The sequence below is a fragment of the Aeromonas sp. L_1B5_3 genome (genome assembly GCF_963866575.1).
Lineage (GTDB): Bacteria > Pseudomonadota > Gammaproteobacteria > Enterobacterales > Aeromonadaceae > Aeromonas > Aeromonas jandaei.
On sequence record NZ_CAWMDN010000113.1, the window covers coordinates 37561 to 54418 of the forward strand.

The following is a 16858-nucleotide window of genomic DNA, read 5'->3' on the forward strand; positions in this document are numbered from 1 at the left end:
TCTGTGGCTTATGCCAGGCCGTTACAGGGTGGTGCCCGATCCGGGGGCATAAAAAACGACGCCCGCCACCGGTTGTTATCCACCGGTGGCGGGCGTCGTTACTTGCGCGTTACTGGCGCCAGAACGAGGGGAAGAACAGCACCGCGACCGTCAGGATCTCCAGCCGTCCCAGCAGCATGCCGAACGACAGCAGCCACTTGGCCGAGTCGGGCAGACTGGCGAAGTTGGTGCTGGGGCCGACCACCGGCCCCATCCCTGGCCCCACGTTGGCAACCGCGGTGATGGAGCTGGAGATGGAGGTGAGGGGGTCGAGCCCGATGGCGGCCAGCAGTGCCGCGATCACCAGAATGATGGCGAAGTAGGCCAGCACGAAGGAGATCATCGAGCGGATGATGGCGTCGTTGACCGTCCGGCCGTTGTACTTCTGGGGAAATACGCCGGAGGGGTGCATCAGCTGGCGCATCTGCTTCTTGAACAGGGCAAAGGCCACCTGTACCCGGAAGATCTTGAGGCCACCCGCAGTTGAGCCCGAGCAGGCGCCAAGCGCCAGCAGCACGATGAAGGTGATGCTGGCCAGCGGCCCCCAGGTACCGAAGTCACCCAGGCCAAAGCCCGTGGTGGTAAGCACCGAGACGATGTTGAAGCAGCTGATGCGCAGGGCATCCCAGAAGTCGAACAGGTTCCGCTCCCACAGGTAGAAGGTCATGATGGCGGTGACCCAGACCACCAGCCAGAAGAAGCCGCGTACCTGGGCATCCTTGAACAGGCTGTAATCCCGGTGGTTGAGGCTCTGCACGTAGAGCAGGAAGGGCAGGCCACCGAGGAACATGAACAGGGTGCCAATCCAGTGCGCCGAGTTGGAGAAGTGGGACATGGATTGATCGGAGGTGGAGTAGCCGCCGGTACTGAGGGTGGTCATCGAGTGGTTGATCGCCTCGAACAGCGTCATGCCGCTGGCCCAGTAGGCCATCATGCAGAGCATGGAGAGCACCAGATAGACCAGCACTATGTTGTTGGCCACCGTCTTGGCCCGTGGCGCACTTTTATCCGACCAGTCCGAGCTCTCGGTCTGGAACAGCTTCATGCCGCCGACGTTGAGGTAGGGCAGCACAGCTACCGCCATCACGATAAAACCGACCCCGCCCAACCACTGCAGGATGGATCGCCACAGCAGGATGCTGTGGGCCATGTTGTCGAGGCCGGAGAGCACGGTAGAGCCCGTGGTGGTCACCCCAGACATGGTCTCGAAGTAGGCGTCGGTAAAGTTGATGTGGGTGATGAAGACAAAGGGCAGCGCCCCGAAGATACAGGCCACCACCCAGACCGAGGTGGTGAGCAGGAACATCTCCCGCACCCCCAGATGAAACTCTGCCTTGCGCCCGTAATGGAGGCAGAGCAGGGCGGCGCCGTGGGTGATGAGCACCGATTTGAGAAACTCGACGAACCCCTCGGAGCCGGTCAGCAGGGCCAGCAGGGTCGGCAGCCACATGAAGAGCGCCAGCTTGGAGAGCACCAGCCCGAGAGTAAAGATGATGGGACGCAGCTTGATCATGTTCGATAACCTGGTCGGTGATTGAAAAAAGACCCGGAGCATCCCCCTGGTGGGGCTGAGCCGGGTCTGGCGTGACAGTGAGCGGCCATGGGCCCGTTACAGGAAGAAGGGGCTGGGCTGGAACAGCCGTTCCACTTCCGGGATGTACTTCTTGTCCACCAGGAACATGACCACGTGGTCATCCTGCTGGATCCTGGTGCGATCGTGAGCGATCAGCACCTCATCCCCGCGCACCACGGCACCAATGGTGGTGCCCGGCGGCAGCTTGAGTTCGCCCACCGTCTTGCCGACTACCTTGGAGGTGTTCTCGTCGCCGTGGGCAATCGCCTCAATCGCCTCGGCAGCGCCGCGGCGCAGACTGTAGACGTTGGCGATATCGGCCCGGCGCACGTGGGTCAGCAGGGCCGAGATGGTGGCCTGCTGCGGCGAGATGGCGATGTCGATGGAACCGCCCTGCACCAGATCGACGTAGGCGCCGCGCTGGATCAGCACCATGGTCTTCTTGGCGCCCATCTTCTTGGCGAGCAGCGCCGACATGATGTTGGCCTCATCCTCGTTGGTGACGGCGATGAAGACGTCGATCTGGTCGATGTGCTCCTCGGCCAGCAACTCCTGATCCGCCGCATCGCCGCAGAAGACGATGGTGTTCTCCAGCAGCTCGGAGAGCTGCTCCGCCCGCTTCTGGTTGCGCTCGATAAGCTTGACGCTGTAGCGCTTCTCCAGCTGACGGGCGAGACCGGCGCCGATGTTGCCGCCACCGACGATCATGATACGGCGGTAGGGGCTCTCGAGGCGCTGCAGCTCCGACATCACGGCGCGGATATGGCCCGCCGCCGCCACAAAGAACACCTCGTCATCCGCTTCGATGATGGTGGTCCCTTGCGGACGGATCGGGCGGCCCTGACGGAAGATGGCTGCTACGCGAGTTTCGATGTTGGGCATGTGCTCGCGCAGGGTGGAGAGGGCGTTGCCGACCAGCGGGCCGCCGTAGTAGGCCTTGACCGCCACCAGACCGACGCGGCCACCTGCGAAATCAACCACTTGCAGGGCGCCCGGATACTCGATCAAACGACGTACATAGTCGGTCACCAGCTGCTCCGGCGCGATCAGGTGATCCACCGGCACCGATTCCGGCAGGAACAGGCGATCCCGCTCGGTCAGATAGGCGGGCGAACGGATCCGCGCCACCTTGTTCGGGGTGTTGAACAGGGAGTAGGCGACCTGACAGGCAATCATGTTGGTCTCGTCACTGTTGGTGACAGCGACCAGCATGTCGGCATCCTGGGCGCCCGCTTCGCGCAGCACCTTGGGGTGAGCGCCGTGGCCGTTGACCACCCGCAGGTCAAACTTGTCCTGCAGTTCGCGCAGGCGCTCACTGTCGGTATCGACGATGGTGATGTCGTTGTTCTCTCCGGCCAGGTTCTCGGCCAGAGTGCCGCCGACCTGGCCGGCTCCCAAAATGATGATCTTCATAGGGAACGTCTACTCACGTTGAGGCAGTAAAGGGGCATGCCGCCAGCATGGCGATTGCCCCGGAAGAAGCATGTCAGCGTCACAGCTTGACCAGCTTGGCGTAGTAGAAGCCATCCATCTCGGCTTCACCCGGCAGGAACTGGCGACCCGGGCAATCCGGGGTGTCCTGTTCGTGCAACGGTACCAATTTGGCATCTTTGGTCGCGGCAAGGAAGGCGCGGATCTGTTCGCGGTTCTCTTCCGGCAGGACGGAGCAGGTGGCGTAGAGCAGGGTGCCGCCGCTCTTCAGCTTGCCCCAGAGGGCATTGAGAATCCGGCGTTGCAGCTCGGCCAGCTCACGAATGTCCTGATCTCGGCGCAGCCACTTGATGTCGGGGTGGCGACGAATAACGCCGGTGGCGGAGCAGGGGGCATCCAGCAGGATGCGGTCGAACTGGCCCTCCGGCCACCACTGTTCCGGTGCCGCGGCATCGCCGTGGATCACTTTGGCGGTCAGGCCGATGCGATCCAGGTTCTCCTGCACCCGCTTGAGGCGGTTCTCGTCGGCATCAACGGCGACCACGCCAGCCAGCTTGGGCTGACGCTCCAGCAGGTGGGCAGTCTTGCCGCCGGGAGCGGCGCAGGCATCCAGCACCCACTCACCCGGTTGCGGGTCGAGCAGGGCGGCCGCCTGTTGTGCTGCACCATCCTGTACCGAGCAGTCGCCGACCTCGAAGCCGGGCAGCTTGGTCACGTCGCAGGGACGCTCCAGCAGGATGCAATCCTCGCCCTCTTCACCGGCCACCGCATTGATGCCGGCTTCGGCCATGCGGGCCAGCATCTGCTCGCGGCTCTGGCGCTGGCTGTTGTTGCGGATCCACATGGGGGGGCGCTGGTTGTTCGCCTCCATGATGAACTCCCACTCGTCGGGATAAGCCTGACGCAGGCGCTTGGTGAGCCACTCGGGGTGACCGAGGCGCACGCTCGGCACGCGGTCGATACGCAGCAGAATCACTTCGGCGCTGCGCTGGAAGTTGCGCAGCACACCGTTGATGAGGCCACGCAGGGAGGTGCCCTTGAGCAGCTTGACCGCGTTGACGGTCTCGGCCACCGCGGCGTGAGCCGGAATGCGGGTGTAGATGAGCTGGTAGAGGCCGACCAGGATGAGGTAGTGGAAGATGCGGCTCTTGTTCTTGAGCGGCTTGTCCATCATCTCGCCGACCGCTGCATCGAGGCGGGGCAGCCAGCGCAGGGTACCGTAGCAGAGTTCTTGCAGGAGGGCGCGATCGCGGGGCGCAACCTTCTCCTGGGCAGCAGGCAGAACGGCGGAGAGGGACTGGCCCTGATCCAGCACCTGTTGAATAACGAGAGCAGCCTGTGCGCGTGTTTTCATAGTGTTACCTTAGATGCGCAAGTCGGGGCCTGGGCCCCGCTTGTGTCAATTCAATCCAGTTCAATTCAATTGCGTGCCGGGTTCAAACCAGTCGCGGCGAGAGTTGAGCAGGTCCGTCACAGACATCGCCTTCTTGCCGGGCGGCTGCAGGGTCAGCAGGCGCAGCACCCCTTTGCCGGTGGCGATATCGATCCCCTGCTTGTCGGCCTTGAGCAGGGTTCCGGCGCGCTGGCCATGGTCGCTGTCGATGACGGCGGCTTGCCATACCTTGACGGTTTGGTCAGCCACTTCGAACCAGCTGATGGGCCAGGGATTGAAGGCGCGGATGCAGCGCTCGATGGCGACGGCGTCCATCGACCAGTCGATGCGGGCCTCTTCCTTGGAGAGCTTCTCGGCGTAGTTGGCCAGCGCATCGTCCTGCACTTCGGCCGCGGTGTCGCCGGCGGCCATGGCATCGATGGTGTCGACCAGCGCCTGCGGGCCCAGCTCGGCCAGCTTGTCATAGAGGCTGGCGGAGGTCTCGTCGGCGGCGATGGGGCAGGTCACTTTGCGGATCATGGCACCGGTATCCAGCCCCACATCCATCTGCATGATGGTGACGCCAGTTTCGGCATCGCCCGCCCAGATGGAGCGCTGGATCGGTGCGGCACCGCGCCAGCGCGGCAGCAGAGAGCCATGGACGTTGATGCAGCCCAGACGCGGGGTATCGAGCACCGCTTTGGGCAGGATCAGGCCATAGGCCACCACCACCATCAGGTCGGCGCCAAGGGCTGCCAGCTCGGCTTGCGCCTCTTCCTTGCGCAGGCTAGCCGGTTGATAAACCGGCAGATTATGGGTCAGCGCCAGCTCTTTGACCGGGCTGGCGGTGAGCTTCTGGCCGCGACCGGCGGGCTTGTCCGGCTGGGTATAAACGGCGACGACCTCGTGGTCGGAAGACAACAACGCCGCCAGGTGACGGGCGGCGAAGTCGGGAGTACCGGCAAAAATCAGTTTCAACTTATTCAACGGGGCAGATCCTCAGAGGGCTTTGCGATCTTCACGGGCCATCTTTTCCAGCTTTTGGCGAATGCGCTGGCGCTTGAGCGGGGACAGGTAATCCACAAACAGTTTGCCCATCAGGTGATCCATCTCGTGCTGGATGCAGATGGCGAGCAGGTCGTCCGTTTCCAGTTCAAATGGCTTGCCATGGCGATCCAGCGCGCGGATCTTGATCTGTTCGGCACGCGGCACCAGAGCACGGCTGCCGGGCACGGAGAGGCAACCCTCTTCGATGCCGGTGCTGCCACACTGGGAGATGACTTCCGGATTGATCAATACCAGAGGGTCTTCACGGTTTTCAGAGACATCGATCACTATGATGCGCTGATGAATGTCCACCTGTGTTGCAGCCAGGCCGATGCCTTCCTCTGCGTACATGGTTTCGAACATATCATCTACAATTTGCTGTAACTCGGGTGTAAAGGTCTCGACAGGGGCTGCGACGGTGCGCAAGCGCTCATCGGGAAAACGCAATACATCTAGAATGGCCATAGTTTTTTCTTTAGTTTCGTATAAATGCAGTCAATATTGGCGTAATTCTAGTCATTTACGCCGACAAAAAACAGCAACACTTTGCGCGCAGAAGTAACAGGGAGTGTTATGTATCTGAAGCGAACCATCCTGGCCTGTCTGCTGGTTGCCGCGAGCCCGACTCTGCTGGCCGACCAGCTGAAGCTTAAAGCCGGCTATCCCGAGAGCTATGTCGTGCAAAAAGGCGACACATTGTGGGACATCTCCGGCAAATATCTCTCCGAGCCCTGGCTCTGGCCCCGTCTCTGGAATATCAACCCTCAGATTGCCAATCCCCACTGGATCTACCCGGGTGACGTGCTGCAACTGAGCTGGGTCAATGGCGAACCCCGTCTTGGCAAGGCGATGCAAGGGGGCAAGCAGGTCATCCGCCTGAGCCCGAAAAACCGCTACGCGAGCAAAGCCAATCCTATTCCCACCCTTCCTATCAGCGAGATTGGCCCGTTTTTGCAGACCGACCATATTCTTGCCAACGCTCAGGAAGGAAAAAAACTGCCCTATCTGCTGGGGTCGGATGAGAAACATATCGGTATGCTGGAGGGGGATACTCTCTATGTCCAGGGGGCTTTGACCCCGGGCCAGGTGTATGGTGTGTACCATCCCGGTGCAATCTACAAGGATCGCGATACAGGCGAACTGCTTGGGCAGGAGGCCGTGCTCACCGGCATCGTTCGAGCGGTGGCGCGCCTGGATGGTGATCGCACCGAAGTGACTCTGACTCACAACCAGAGGGAGGTGCTGCAGGGTGACAAGGTGATGCCGCTACCCGAGCAGGAGAGCATGCCTGCCGTATTCATGCCTAAGGCGGCACCTGCCATCCAGCCGGGTTATGTCGTCGACCTGCCAAGCAAGGCGCGAGGCGGTGGCAAGTTCGACGTGGTGCTCATCAACAAGGGGAGTCGGGATCTGCTGTCGGCGGGCGATGTGCTCGATATTCGCCGTCCCGGTGCTGCGCTGGTCACCAAGAACGGTACTGTCCAGTACAAAGAGCTCTCGTCGGTCTATAACAAGGTGTTTTACAGCAGCAACAAAAAGGCGCCACTGCCTTCCGAAGCGATTGCCCGGGTCATGCTGTTCAAGGTGTATGACAAGCTGAGTTACGGCCTCATCATGCAGAGCAAGGACATGGTGAGTACTGGTTATCAGGTAACTCACTTCTGACCGTGCACTACCCTGACGATCGCCTTGCACTCTGGCTCGCGCTGGATGCCGTCACCGGGATTGGCCCGGTAACGGCGTCTCGTCTGCTGGAGCGGGTTGGCGGTGATATTCAGCTGTTGTTTCAGTGTGACGAAACGCAGTTGCACCAGATGGGATTGTCGTCAGAGCAGATCCGCCAATTGCGCTGGCCATCACCTGTTGTCGAGCAGAGTCTGATGTGGGCGACCCAGCCCGGCAATACACTGCTCTCGCAGGATCATCCCGTTTACCCTCCCTTGCTCAGGGAGATCCCCGCCGCCCCCTTGCTGCTCTACTGCCGTGGTGAGCTTGCTGCGCTGTCCCTTCCACAGCTGGCGATGGTGGGGACCCGTCATCCAACCTATGCCGGCAAGGATAATGCAGCCCGTCTTTGTAGCGAGCTGGTTGGCTGTGGCTTGGCAATTACCTCGGGTCTCGCGCTTGGCATCGATGGCGTCTGCCATCAGCAGGCCCTGGCCGCCGGAGGCATGACCCTAGCGGTGTTGGGGTCAGGTCTGGATCAGCTCTATCCCAAACGTCATCAAGCGCTGGCGGCGGCGATACTCGAGCGGGGTGGCGTATTGATTTCCGAGTTGGCACCGGACAAAGGGCCGCTGGCTGAACATTTTCCCCGCCGCAACCGTATCATCAGTGGCTTATCCCTTGGTACTCTGGTGGTTGAGGCAACCGAGCAGAGTGGCTCGCTCATTACGGCGCGCTATGCGCTGGAGCAGGGACGCGAGGTATTTGCGGTGCCCGGAGCGCCGCAAAACGGGCAGGCAACCGGGTGCAATAAATTAATTCAGCAGGGGGCCAAACTTGTGTTGAGTGCGGCCGATATAGTGGAAGAGCTGCCCGAATGGGCAGTGCGGTTGCCGGAACCGGTCGTATCATCTGAGCAATCGCATAATAGCGAATTGCCTTATGCAGATTTGTTGGATAACGTAGATTACGAGACCACAAGTGTGGATACCGTCGCCGAGCGGGCCCAGCTTCCTGTCGAAGTGGTATTAGGCAGGTTGGTAGAGCTGGAGCTGGCAGGAGCAGTCACGGCGGTCGCCGGTGGATACGTCAGAGCGAGGAGGGTGAATCATGTTTGATGTATTGATGTACCTTTTCGAGACCTACATCCACAGCGATGCAGATGTGATGGTCGAGCAGAATGAACTCACCGACGAGTTGAGCCGTGCCGGCTTTGACAAGGAAGAGATCGACAAGGCCCTGACTTGGCTGGAGCGGCTGGCCAATCTGCATGATAGCGAGCGGGAGGTCTATGTAGCCGCCAGCGCGCAAGGCTCCATGCGTATCTATGCTCCGCAAGAGCTGGCTCGTCTCAGCACCGAGTGCCGCGGTTTCCTGCTGTTTTTGGAACAAGCCCAGGTACTTAACGCCGAGACCCGCGAGATCTGCATCGAGCGCCTGCTCGAGTTGGATAAACCGGACATCGAGCTGGATGACCTCAAGTGGGTCGTCATGATGGTGTTATTCAACGTGCCGGGCAGTGAAAATGCCTACCAGCAGATGGAAGAGCTGGTGTTTGACGAGTCAGACGGCGTCATTCACTGACAGTCCGGTGCCGCGCTGGTAGAATTCAGGCCATCTGGATTTCAAGGCGCGGCCCATGTCAAAAATCGATCATCACCTCTTTTCAGCCCACGAACATGCCTTCGAGCGCGAGCCGTGCCCGCAGTGCGGGGCCGAGCTGGTGATCCGTCAGGGCAAGCATGGCCCCTTTCTCGGTTGTTCTGCCTACCCCGCCTGTGACTATATTCGTTCGCTGACGCCATCCGGCCGCGATATCGAGAAGGTGCTCGAGGGCTCTGTCTGTCCCGAATGCGGTCAGCCGCTGGCGATCAAGAAGGGGCGTTATGGTCTGTTTGTCGGCTGTACTCACTACCCGGCCTGCCAGCATATCGAATCCCTGCAGGAGAGCGACGATACCCAGATCCTCTGCCCGGAGTGTGGCAAGGGCCATCTGGTGAGCCGCACCTCCCGCTACGGCAAGCAGTTTTACTCCTGCGACGGCTATCCACACTGCAAATATGTGGTGAATGACAAGCCGGTTCCCATGCCTTGCCCGCAGTGTGGCTGGGGCATCATGGTTGAGAAAAAGGTGCGGGGAACGCTGCGCTGGGTCTGTCCGCAAAAGAAATGCGGCCATCAAAGTGAGCGGGTATAATCGCGCCGCCATAACGGAACTAAAACGTTTTCGGCGAGCTTCAACCCCCCACTTGGAGTAAGGAAATTCCCACCATGAAGAAACCCTTTGTTGCCGTACTGATGGGCTCTGACTCTGATTTCCCCGTGATGCAAGCCACCCTTGAAGTGCTCAAGTCGTTTGATATCACAGTGGAAGTCAAAGTGACTTCAGCCCACCGGACTCCGGCTGCGACCCACCAGTATGTGACCGATGCCGAGGCCCGTGGCTGCAAGGTATTTATCTGTGCTGCCGGTCTGGCTGCCCATCTGGCAGGGGCAGTTGCAGGTATCACCACGCGTCCCGTGATCGGGGTGCCCATTGATGGTGGCCCGCTGAAAGGGCTGGATGCGCTGCTCTCTACCGTGCAGATGCCGGGCGGCGTACCGGTAGCGACGGTTGCCATCGGTAAGGCGGGTGCCAAGAATGCCGGTTATCTGGCAGCTCAGCTGCTGGCTGTCGCTGACGACGAGCTGGCCGCAAGAGTGCGTGCCGAACGCCAGAAGAGCGCCGAAGAGGTGATGGCGAAAGATGCTGCCCTGCAGGCGCAGCTCAAGTAAGTTTCTAGGTGGCCGCCAGTTGCACGGCGCTTCCCTCCGGGATGCCGGGTTTGCAACGGTGGCCATTGTGTTGATAGCAACCCAATGATGAGGCGGCAGCTGGACTGCCGCATTTTTTCTGATGCAAAACGAATTTGAACAAGCGGTTGCCGCGCTCGAGAGTGAAGGGGTGATCGCCTATGCAACCGAGGCGGTCTTTGGCCTGGGTTGTGATCCGGACTCTGAACTGGCCGTGCAGCGTCTGCTCGATATCAAGCAGCGTCCGGTGGAGAAGGGCTTGATCCTGATTGCGGCCGAGCTGGGGCAATTGCTCGATTATATCGATCTGAGTCAGCTCACCGCAGAGCAGCTGGCTCGGGTTGAGGCCAGCTGGCCAGGCCCTTTTACCTGGATCATGCCTGCCAAGCCCGACACACCCTCATGGCTGACCGGTCAGTTCGATACGTTGGCAGTGCGGGTCACGGCGCATCCGCAGGTACAAGGGCTGTGTCGGGCCTTTGGCAAGCCGCTGGTCTCTACCAGCGCCAACCTGACTGGCGAAGAGCCGGCTCGCCGCGTGGCCGATATCGGCGAACTGCTGGCAAGCAAGCTGGCCTATATCCTGCCGGGTGAGGTGGGTGGACAAGCCAACCCCTCCGAAATCAAGGATGCCAGAAGCGGCGCAATCATCCGCCCTTCCTGAGTGGCAGACCGCTTTGCGGCCATGCCGGCGGGCTAGCCCGCCTGTAATATCACTATAAAAAATGAGCGGGACTCTGTAGATCCCGCCTGAGCTGGAGACAAGATGAGCAAACCGGATGTGGCCCGGGTCAAGGCCTTTCTGCTGCAGTTGCAGGACGAGATCTGCCGTGGCCTGGAGCAGGCCGATGGCAGCGGACACTTTGTGGAAGATGCCTGGAGTCGTGAAGGCGGTGGCGGCGGTCGCACCCGCGTGCTGCGCCATGGTGCAGTGATCGAGCAGGGTGGGGTCAACTTCTCCCATGTGTATGGGGATGCCATGCCGGCTTCTGCCACCGCTCATCGACCCGAACTGGCCGGTCGCAAGTTCGAGGCGATGGGGGTCTCTCTGGTGATCCATCCGCACAACCCCTATGTGCCGACCAGCCACGCCAACGTCCGTTTTTTCATTGCCGAGAAAGAGGGCGAAGAGCCCATCTGGTGGTTTGGCGGTGGTTTTGACCTGACGCCTTTCTATCCGTTCGAAGAGGATGTTCGCCACTGGCATCAGGTTTCTCATGACCTCTGTCAGCCGTTTGGCGCAGATATCTATCCGGAATTCAAATCCTGGTGCGATCGCTACTTCTTCCTCAAGCATCGGGACGAGACGCGTGGCGTCGGTGGCCTCTTCTTCGACGACCTGAATCGCTGGCCCTTTGCCGACAGCTTCGCCTTTATGCAGGCGGTGGGTAACGGTTACCTTGCGGCCTATCTGCCGATTATCGAACGACGCAAAGATCTTGCTTATGGCGAGCGGGAGCGGGAGTTCCAGCTCTATCGTCGCGGACGTTATGTGGAGTTCAATCTGGTGCTCGATCGGGGCACTCTGTTCGGGCTGCAAAGCGGTGGCCGTACCGAGTCGATCCTGATGTCGATGCCGCCTCTGGCTCGTTGGGAGTATGACTGGCAACCGACTGCAGGCAGTCCGGAAGCCCTGCTCTACAGCGATTACCTCAAGCCACGCGAGTGGTTGTGAACGAAGGGGCCATAATGGCCCCTTTTTGTTAGCCGATATTCGACTTGTTCCCGCAGGGGAAAAACCGTTAAATCGGGAGATTGCCCTATAAAGGAACTGTTTGATGGATCGTTATCTGGTTTTTGGCCACCCGGTGCGCCACAGTAAATCCCCTTTCATTCACACCCTGTTTGCCAGACAGACCCAGCAAGAGCTGGAGTATGGGTTGGCCGAACCTGCGGTGGATGAATTTGCCAACACTCTGCGGGACTTCTTTGCTCGGGGCGGCAAGGGCTGCAATGTCACCGTGCCGTTCAAGGAGCAGGCATTCGCGCTGGTTGATCGGCTGAGCCCAAGGGCAAAACGGGCGGGGGCAGTCAATACCATCAAACTGACCGATGACGGTGTGCTGCTTGGCGATAACACCGATGGTGCCGGGCTGGTGGCGGATCTCAAGGCTCATGGCGTGACGTTGACCGGCAGCCGGATCCTGCTGCTGGGGGCCGGAGGCGCCGCTCGAGGTGCTCTGGCTCCACTGCTGGCCGAACATCCGGCCGAGGTGGTGATCGTCAACCGTACCCACGCCCGGGCAGAACAACTGGCTGCCGAATTCCGCGACCTGGGTAGTGTCAGCGCCCTGACGTATGAGCAGCTGGCCGGTCATTTCGATCTTGTTATCAACTCCACGTCGGCCAGTCTGCAGGGTGAGCTGCCGCCGCTGGCTCCCGGTCTGATCCACGCCGATATTGCTATCTACGACATGATGTATGGTGCAACGGATACCCCCTTCATTGGTTGGGCCAAGCAACATGGCGCCCGTCAAACCATGGATGGGCTCGGCATGCTGGTCGAACAGGCTGCCGAGGCGTTTACCGTGTGGCGTGGAATCCGTCCCGGGACTAAACAGGTATTGAGAGAGTTGAAGCGTAACTTGGGGGTGATATGAACCAGGGTATTCTGTTTCCTGATCTGATGGAGTGGCGGGCCCAGGAGATGCGGGTGCATTTTCCTGCCCAGCAGATGGGGGCACTGATCAACTGCTATATCAGCCTGCGTCGGCTGGAGAAGATGACTGGTCTGGCTCTGAGCCGAGAGGATGACATCCTGCGAGCATTCGAAAGCGTGCGTTTTGATATTGAGGATTTGGCTGAAAAACTCATTGAAGAACAATCATTTGCCGAAGATGGTGCCATCTATCTGTAGATTTTCAAAGTTTTTTTCCTTTGCAGCGGAACTTCATCGATTTTCTGCTGACTAACTTGATAGTTGAGGAAGTGCTAGCTAGTCACCTTTATAACTCCCCGGTATTCGTACTGGGGATTTTTTTATCTATTTGAAATAAAAGTATTTTTTATAAAGCAAAAACTCGTGAAACTAAATTACATAAATTACTTTCACTTTTTGCTGCTTTGCTGTACAGTTGTCTGCGTAGGGTACAGAGGTAAGATGTTCTATCTTTCAGACCTTTTATTTCACGTAATTGAATGTGGCTGAATAGCGGCCCCGATGAGTTTCTCGTCGGGGTGTTTTTTTATGCGCAGCATTTAGAGTAAAAGCTTTAATTTGTCGATGCGTTTGCTAAAATGGGGTCGATTCTTGAGGTACACCGGTCGTCTGGTGCTCGAGATTCAGCTTCTTCCCAATTTTTTGAACTTATTGTTTAAGGCTGGATGGCAGAACTGTCGTCCGGCCTCATTTTTATCCCTTCTCTGCTCGCGATGTAATTAAATTTCATTTTTTGTCGTTTTTGGTGATTTTCATCCCTGATGTGGGGGCAGATATGAAAACGATATCAAAAACATGAAAAGTTAATTATTCTCGAGAATTAATTGTCTATCTATATGAATTTCAACCACTAACTCGCTCTTGCCAAGAGTGATATCTGATGTGTGGGCGGGGTTGTGAGGATTGTAGGGATCTGAAAGTCTTTCAATCAGCGGAGGGGGACTCCGCCAATTGCGAGACTAGCGAGGAGTGGATCACTCCCCGGCGGGTTCTTGCTCATCCGCTGCGATGTGAGAGTCATCGGCTCCGGTGACATACCAGTTGGTCAGGGTCTGGGCCAGTTTTTCTACCCCGATATTACTGAGGGAGGAGAAGGCTTCAACCTGGATCTGGGATCCTAGGTTGGCAACGGCCTGGCGCACCTTGATCACCTGATTGTTGCGCGGGCCAGGGCTCAGCTTGTCGGCCTTGGTCAGCAACAGCATGACCGGCAGTTCGCGATGAGCGCTCCACTCCAGCATGTTCATGTCGGTATCTTTGAGCGGATGACGGATATCCATCAGGATTACCAGCCCTTTCAATGACTCACGACGTTGCAGGTACTCTGCCAGTGACTTTTGCCACTTGAGCTTCATTTCCAGTGGAACCTGGGCATAACCATAACCCGGCAGGTCGACCAGACGTTTGCCCGGTTCCAGCTCAAACAGGTTGATCAGCTGGGTGCGGCCGGGGGTTTTACTGGTTCGGGCCAGGTTCTTGTGTTTGGTTAACGTGTTCAATGCAGATGACTTACCGGCGTTGGAACGGCCAGCAAACGCGATCTCGACACCCCCATCATTTGGCAGGTGGCGGATGTCGGGTGCGCTGGTCACAAAATGCACCTTATTGAAATTGAGAGTTTGTGTATCCAACGTAAATTCCCCATGGAGATAGAGGGTTATAGAGTTACTTTTTTGTAAAAAGGTGTAAAATGGCGTCGCTTAAACGCGTTTATTTTAACATGCCTTCAGCGGCATGGGATCTGGAAGCCTAATAACTAAAAGTTGGAACGCCATGAAGAACCTAGTCATTACTCTTGCTCTGATGGTTGGCGTAACGGGGATGGCACAAGCCAAAGGCGATGCCGCTGCGGGACAGGCCAAGGCTGCAGTTTGTGCGGCTTGTCATGGACCGGACGGAAACAGCCTGATTGATATGTACCCCAAAATTGCTGGTCAGCACGCATCATATATCAAAAAGCAGTTGGTTGAACTGAAGGCTGCCGCTTCTGGCCAAATTGGTCGGGTTGCGCCCGTTATGGGGCCGATGGCTCTGCCTTTGTCGGATCAGGACATGGATGACCTGGCGGCTTACTTCTCCAGCCAGAAAGTGACTCCGGTGGCCGTTCCTGATGACGTTGTTGCTGCAGGCAAGGCGCTTTATATGGGTGGCGACATGAGTCGCGGCCTGCCAGCCTGTACTGCTTGCCACGGGCCGCGAGGTTCCGGGGTTGAGCAGGCCAAATATCCCAGTCTCTCCGGGCAGCACCCTGCCTATATCAAAGCGCAGCTGACCGGTTTCCGTGCCGGTACTCGGGACAACGACCCGAATGGCATGATGCGCGACGTTGCCAAGAAGCTGACTGATCAGGATATCGATGTGTTGTCCAAGTATGTTGCCGGACTGCACTAAGCTGATTGCGTTACCTGCAATGGATGAGAAACGGGGAGCTTGGGCTCCTCGTTGTTTTTATGGTTTCCACATCATTCTCGGTTTAATCCTCTCGTTATGTAAGAGATCTTCCATTCCCGCGGCAGGTCAAGGCTCATAGATTTGTATAAAATTTAAAATAAAAGATATATATCAATGAGTTATGGCTTTATTGCGGTTTTCTGCGGTATTGGGATCTATTCAGGTAGATTGAGTGTCTTTATAGAGCTGATACATTAAGTTCAATGGATTTATCCACGGAATGGATAGCGGTTTCACAGTGGGATGCTGTGAGCACAGGATGTTTGGCATGGCGGGATGCCATGGGTTCGCAAGAACTGGCAAGGGATTGAAAGATCAGGATGGTGACCATCTCCGGAGCGGGATGGAGTTGCGGGATGCAGGCTCCCCGGCACGATGGCAGGATGCGGTCGGAACGGGTCAAACAGGCACACGCACATTCAGGAACGACCACAAGAAGGTCAGGATGACCATATAAAGATATGATGTGGCAACAAGTCGTCATGGACGGGACAAAACAGGCTGTTTTGCCATTCAGGATGATCCTCACACAAACATATCAAGGCAGCTTCGGCTGCCTTTTTTCTTATTGGGTCATTAACCCGATCAGCCTTTCTGTGTCAAAATACCAGCAATATGCCCAGAGGATACCGATCCTGCGGTGTTCAGTGGCCCTGACGGGCCGGATTGATGCGGGATCCTGCTGATGTTCCGGTTTCACTGTTCCCCAGAATTGCATCCCGCCGGGTGAGATCATCCCGGGGTCGGGCTCATTCCAGTTATTTTTCGGAGTTATCCATTCATGTCTGCCAAACAACCCAATCGCAAGCCTGCTGGCAAGCGCAAAGAATCAGAAGCCAGTGCTCAGGAAGGTCGTGAGCGGAAACGTGCGGCCAAGCGCAAGGGCTTGAAAGCGGGCTCTCGCCAGCAAGTCGAGCAGCAGAAAGGCAAGTCAGCCGGCAAACAGGCCAAGGATCCGCGTATCGGTTCACGCAAGCCGGTCGCTCTGATTGTTGAAGAGAAGGGCTCCAAGTCCACCGTATCCAAGGCGGTAAAAGAGAAGAAGCTGGTGATGACTCCGGAGCAGGAGTTGGCATCCATCGAGAACGATGACCGTCTCAATGATTTGCTGGATCGTCTCGATGCCGGTGCAACCCTGGAAGCGGCTGAGCAGGCCTGGGTTGACCAGCGGGTTGACCGCTATCAGGAGCTGATGGATGAGCTTGGCATCATCGACAACGACGATGACGAAGAGACCGACGACGCCTTCGAGGAGAGCGACTATGAAGAGTCGTTCCAGCCAGCTTCTGAAGATGAGTTGTGGGATCGCTTTACCCAGGTCGATTATCAGCCCGAGACCAAGCCTGAGCCGAAGAAGAAGTGATGAGTGGATGGATGCTGGCCGCCCTGTTGGGCGGCCTGATTTTGTCCGGGCTGGCCATTTATGCAGGTATGCTGCTGGCCAGACTCCGACGCCAGCAGGCGATGCAGTGGCAGGTTATTGCAGCTCGCAATAAACGAATCCTGGAGAGCGTGCGGGTCATTGCCCATGCGGTGCAGGAGGGGCAGTGCGACTACTCCGAAGGAGCCATTCGGCTGACCAATCTGCTGGATGCTCTGCAGATCAAGGATGGGCGCCCTTTTGCCAGCGAATTTCCCGGTCTCTACGGGTTATACGAGAAGGTGAAGGATATGCCGACCCATGAGGCGCGGCGTGCACTCAAGCGCAATGAAGTGATGAAGATGGATCTCGAGCGCAGCGGTTATGAGGCCGAGCTGGAAGCCCAGATCCTCAAGGATGTGGCACAACTGAAGGATTTTCAGTTAAGCCGATAAGCCATTGATAACA

18 protein-coding genes are annotated in these 16858 nt (G+C 58.0%); 12 read left to right on the forward strand and 6 right to left on the reverse strand.

The window, feature by feature from the left end:
- Nucleotides 1–109 precede the first annotated feature (109 nt).
- The 5 genes from AACR93_RS10330 to def form a co-directional block, all read right to left on the reverse strand.
- Nucleotides 110–1552 (reverse strand): TrkH family potassium uptake protein, encoded by a 1443-nt coding sequence (locus AACR93_RS10330; RefSeq protein WP_041209496.1) that lies wholly within the window; start codon nucleotides 1550–1552, stop codon nucleotides 110–112.
- A 96-nt stretch (nucleotides 1553–1648) separates the two neighbouring features.
- The gene (gene trkA / locus AACR93_RS10335; protein WP_033114770.1) at nucleotides 1649–3025 is read right to left on the reverse strand and encodes a Trk system potassium transporter TrkA; all 1377 of its coding nucleotides are present in this window, start codon (nucleotides 3023–3025) and stop codon (nucleotides 1649–1651) included.
- A 79-nt stretch (nucleotides 3026–3104) separates the two neighbouring features.
- A complete protein-coding gene (rsmB, locus tag AACR93_RS10340) occupies nucleotides 3105–4397 on the reverse strand; it encodes a 16S rRNA (cytosine(967)-C(5))-methyltransferase RsmB (protein ID WP_041209498.1) in 1293 nt (430 codons plus the stop codon).
- Between the two features lie 60 nt (nucleotides 4398–4457).
- Nucleotides 4458–5402, reverse strand: coding sequence for a methionyl-tRNA formyltransferase (gene fmt, locus AACR93_RS10345; RefSeq protein ID WP_043850703.1), 945 nt, complete (start codon nucleotides 5400–5402; stop codon nucleotides 4458–4460).
- A 12-nt stretch (nucleotides 5403–5414) separates the two neighbouring features.
- Nucleotides 5415–5927 carry a peptide deformylase gene (gene def / locus AACR93_RS10350; RefSeq protein WP_041209500.1) on the reverse strand — a complete coding sequence of 171 codons (513 nt, stop codon included), beginning with the start codon at nucleotides 5925–5927 and terminating at the stop codon, nucleotides 5415–5417.
- Nucleotides 5928–6035: 108 nt separating this feature from the next.
- Between def and AACR93_RS10355 the strand changes: the two genes are divergently transcribed.
- The 9 genes from AACR93_RS10355 (at nucleotide 6036) to AACR93_RS10395 (ending at nucleotide 12777) form a co-directional block, all read left to right on the forward strand.
- On the forward strand, nucleotides 6036–7127 hold the full coding sequence (locus tag AACR93_RS10355) for a LysM peptidoglycan-binding domain-containing protein (protein ID WP_043850704.1): 1092 nt from the start codon (nucleotides 6036–6038) through the stop codon (nucleotides 7125–7127).
- A 2-nt stretch (nucleotides 7128–7129) separates the two neighbouring features.
- Entirely contained in the window at nucleotides 7130–8245 is a 1116-nt protein-coding gene (dprA, locus tag AACR93_RS10360) for a DNA-processing protein DprA (RefSeq protein WP_043850705.1), read from the forward strand.
- Complete coding sequence (locus AACR93_RS10365) at nucleotides 8238–8711, forward strand: DUF494 family protein (protein WP_041209503.1); 474 nt, start codon at nucleotides 8238–8240, stop codon at nucleotides 8709–8711. The genes dprA and AACR93_RS10365 overlap by 8 nt, the downstream gene beginning before the upstream one ends.
- Before the next feature lie 55 nt (nucleotides 8712–8766).
- Entirely contained in the window at nucleotides 8767–9324 is a 558-nt protein-coding gene (locus tag AACR93_RS10370; protein ID WP_043850706.1) for a DNA topoisomerase family protein, read from the forward strand.
- 74 nt (nucleotides 9325–9398) lie between these two features.
- Nucleotides 9399–9902: a 5-(carboxyamino)imidazole ribonucleotide mutase gene (purE, locus tag AACR93_RS10375; RefSeq protein ID WP_033114778.1), complete on the forward strand. Its 504-nt coding sequence runs from the start codon at nucleotides 9399–9401 to the stop codon at nucleotides 9900–9902.
- Nucleotides 9903–10023: 121 nt separating this feature from the next.
- On the forward strand, nucleotides 10024–10584 hold the full coding sequence (locus tag AACR93_RS10380) for a Sua5/YciO/YrdC/YwlC family protein (protein ID WP_043850707.1): 561 nt from the start codon (nucleotides 10024–10026) through the stop codon (nucleotides 10582–10584).
- A 102-nt stretch (nucleotides 10585–10686) separates the two neighbouring features.
- Complete coding sequence (gene hemF, locus AACR93_RS10385) at nucleotides 10687–11595, forward strand: oxygen-dependent coproporphyrinogen oxidase (protein WP_043850708.1); 909 nt, start codon at nucleotides 10687–10689, stop codon at nucleotides 11593–11595.
- Between the two features lie 103 nt (nucleotides 11596–11698).
- Nucleotides 11699–12520, forward strand: coding sequence for a shikimate dehydrogenase (aroE, locus tag AACR93_RS10390; protein WP_043850709.1), 822 nt, complete (start codon nucleotides 11699–11701; stop codon nucleotides 12518–12520).
- On the forward strand, nucleotides 12517–12777 hold the full coding sequence (locus AACR93_RS10395) for a DUF1488 family protein (RefSeq protein WP_043850710.1): 261 nt from the start codon (nucleotides 12517–12519) through the stop codon (nucleotides 12775–12777). Before aroE ends, AACR93_RS10395 begins: the two co-directional genes overlap by 4 nt.
- A gap of 776 nt (nucleotides 12778–13553) precedes the next feature.
- On the opposite strand, the gene yihA is transcribed toward AACR93_RS10395, so the two are convergent.
- Nucleotides 13554–14210, reverse strand: coding sequence for a ribosome biogenesis GTP-binding protein YihA/YsxC (gene yihA / locus AACR93_RS10400; RefSeq protein ID WP_043850711.1), 657 nt, complete (start codon nucleotides 14208–14210; stop codon nucleotides 13554–13556).
- A gap of 142 nt (nucleotides 14211–14352) precedes the next feature.
- On the opposite strand from yihA, the gene AACR93_RS10405 reads away from it, so the two are divergent.
- The 3 genes from AACR93_RS10405 (at nucleotide 14353) to AACR93_RS10415 (ending at nucleotide 16845) form a co-directional block, all read left to right on the forward strand.
- Entirely contained in the window at nucleotides 14353–14970 is a 618-nt protein-coding gene (locus tag AACR93_RS10405) for a c-type cytochrome (protein WP_033114784.1), read from the forward strand.
- Between the two features lie 841 nt (nucleotides 14971–15811).
- Complete coding sequence (yihI, locus tag AACR93_RS10410) at nucleotides 15812–16393, forward strand: Der GTPase-activating protein YihI (RefSeq protein WP_043850712.1); 582 nt, start codon at nucleotides 15812–15814, stop codon at nucleotides 16391–16393.
- 11 nt (nucleotides 16394–16404) lie between these two features.
- Complete coding sequence (locus AACR93_RS10415) at nucleotides 16405–16845, forward strand: DUF2489 domain-containing protein (RefSeq protein WP_043850713.1); 441 nt, start codon at nucleotides 16405–16407, stop codon at nucleotides 16843–16845.
- Nucleotides 16846–16858 lie beyond the last annotated feature (13 nt).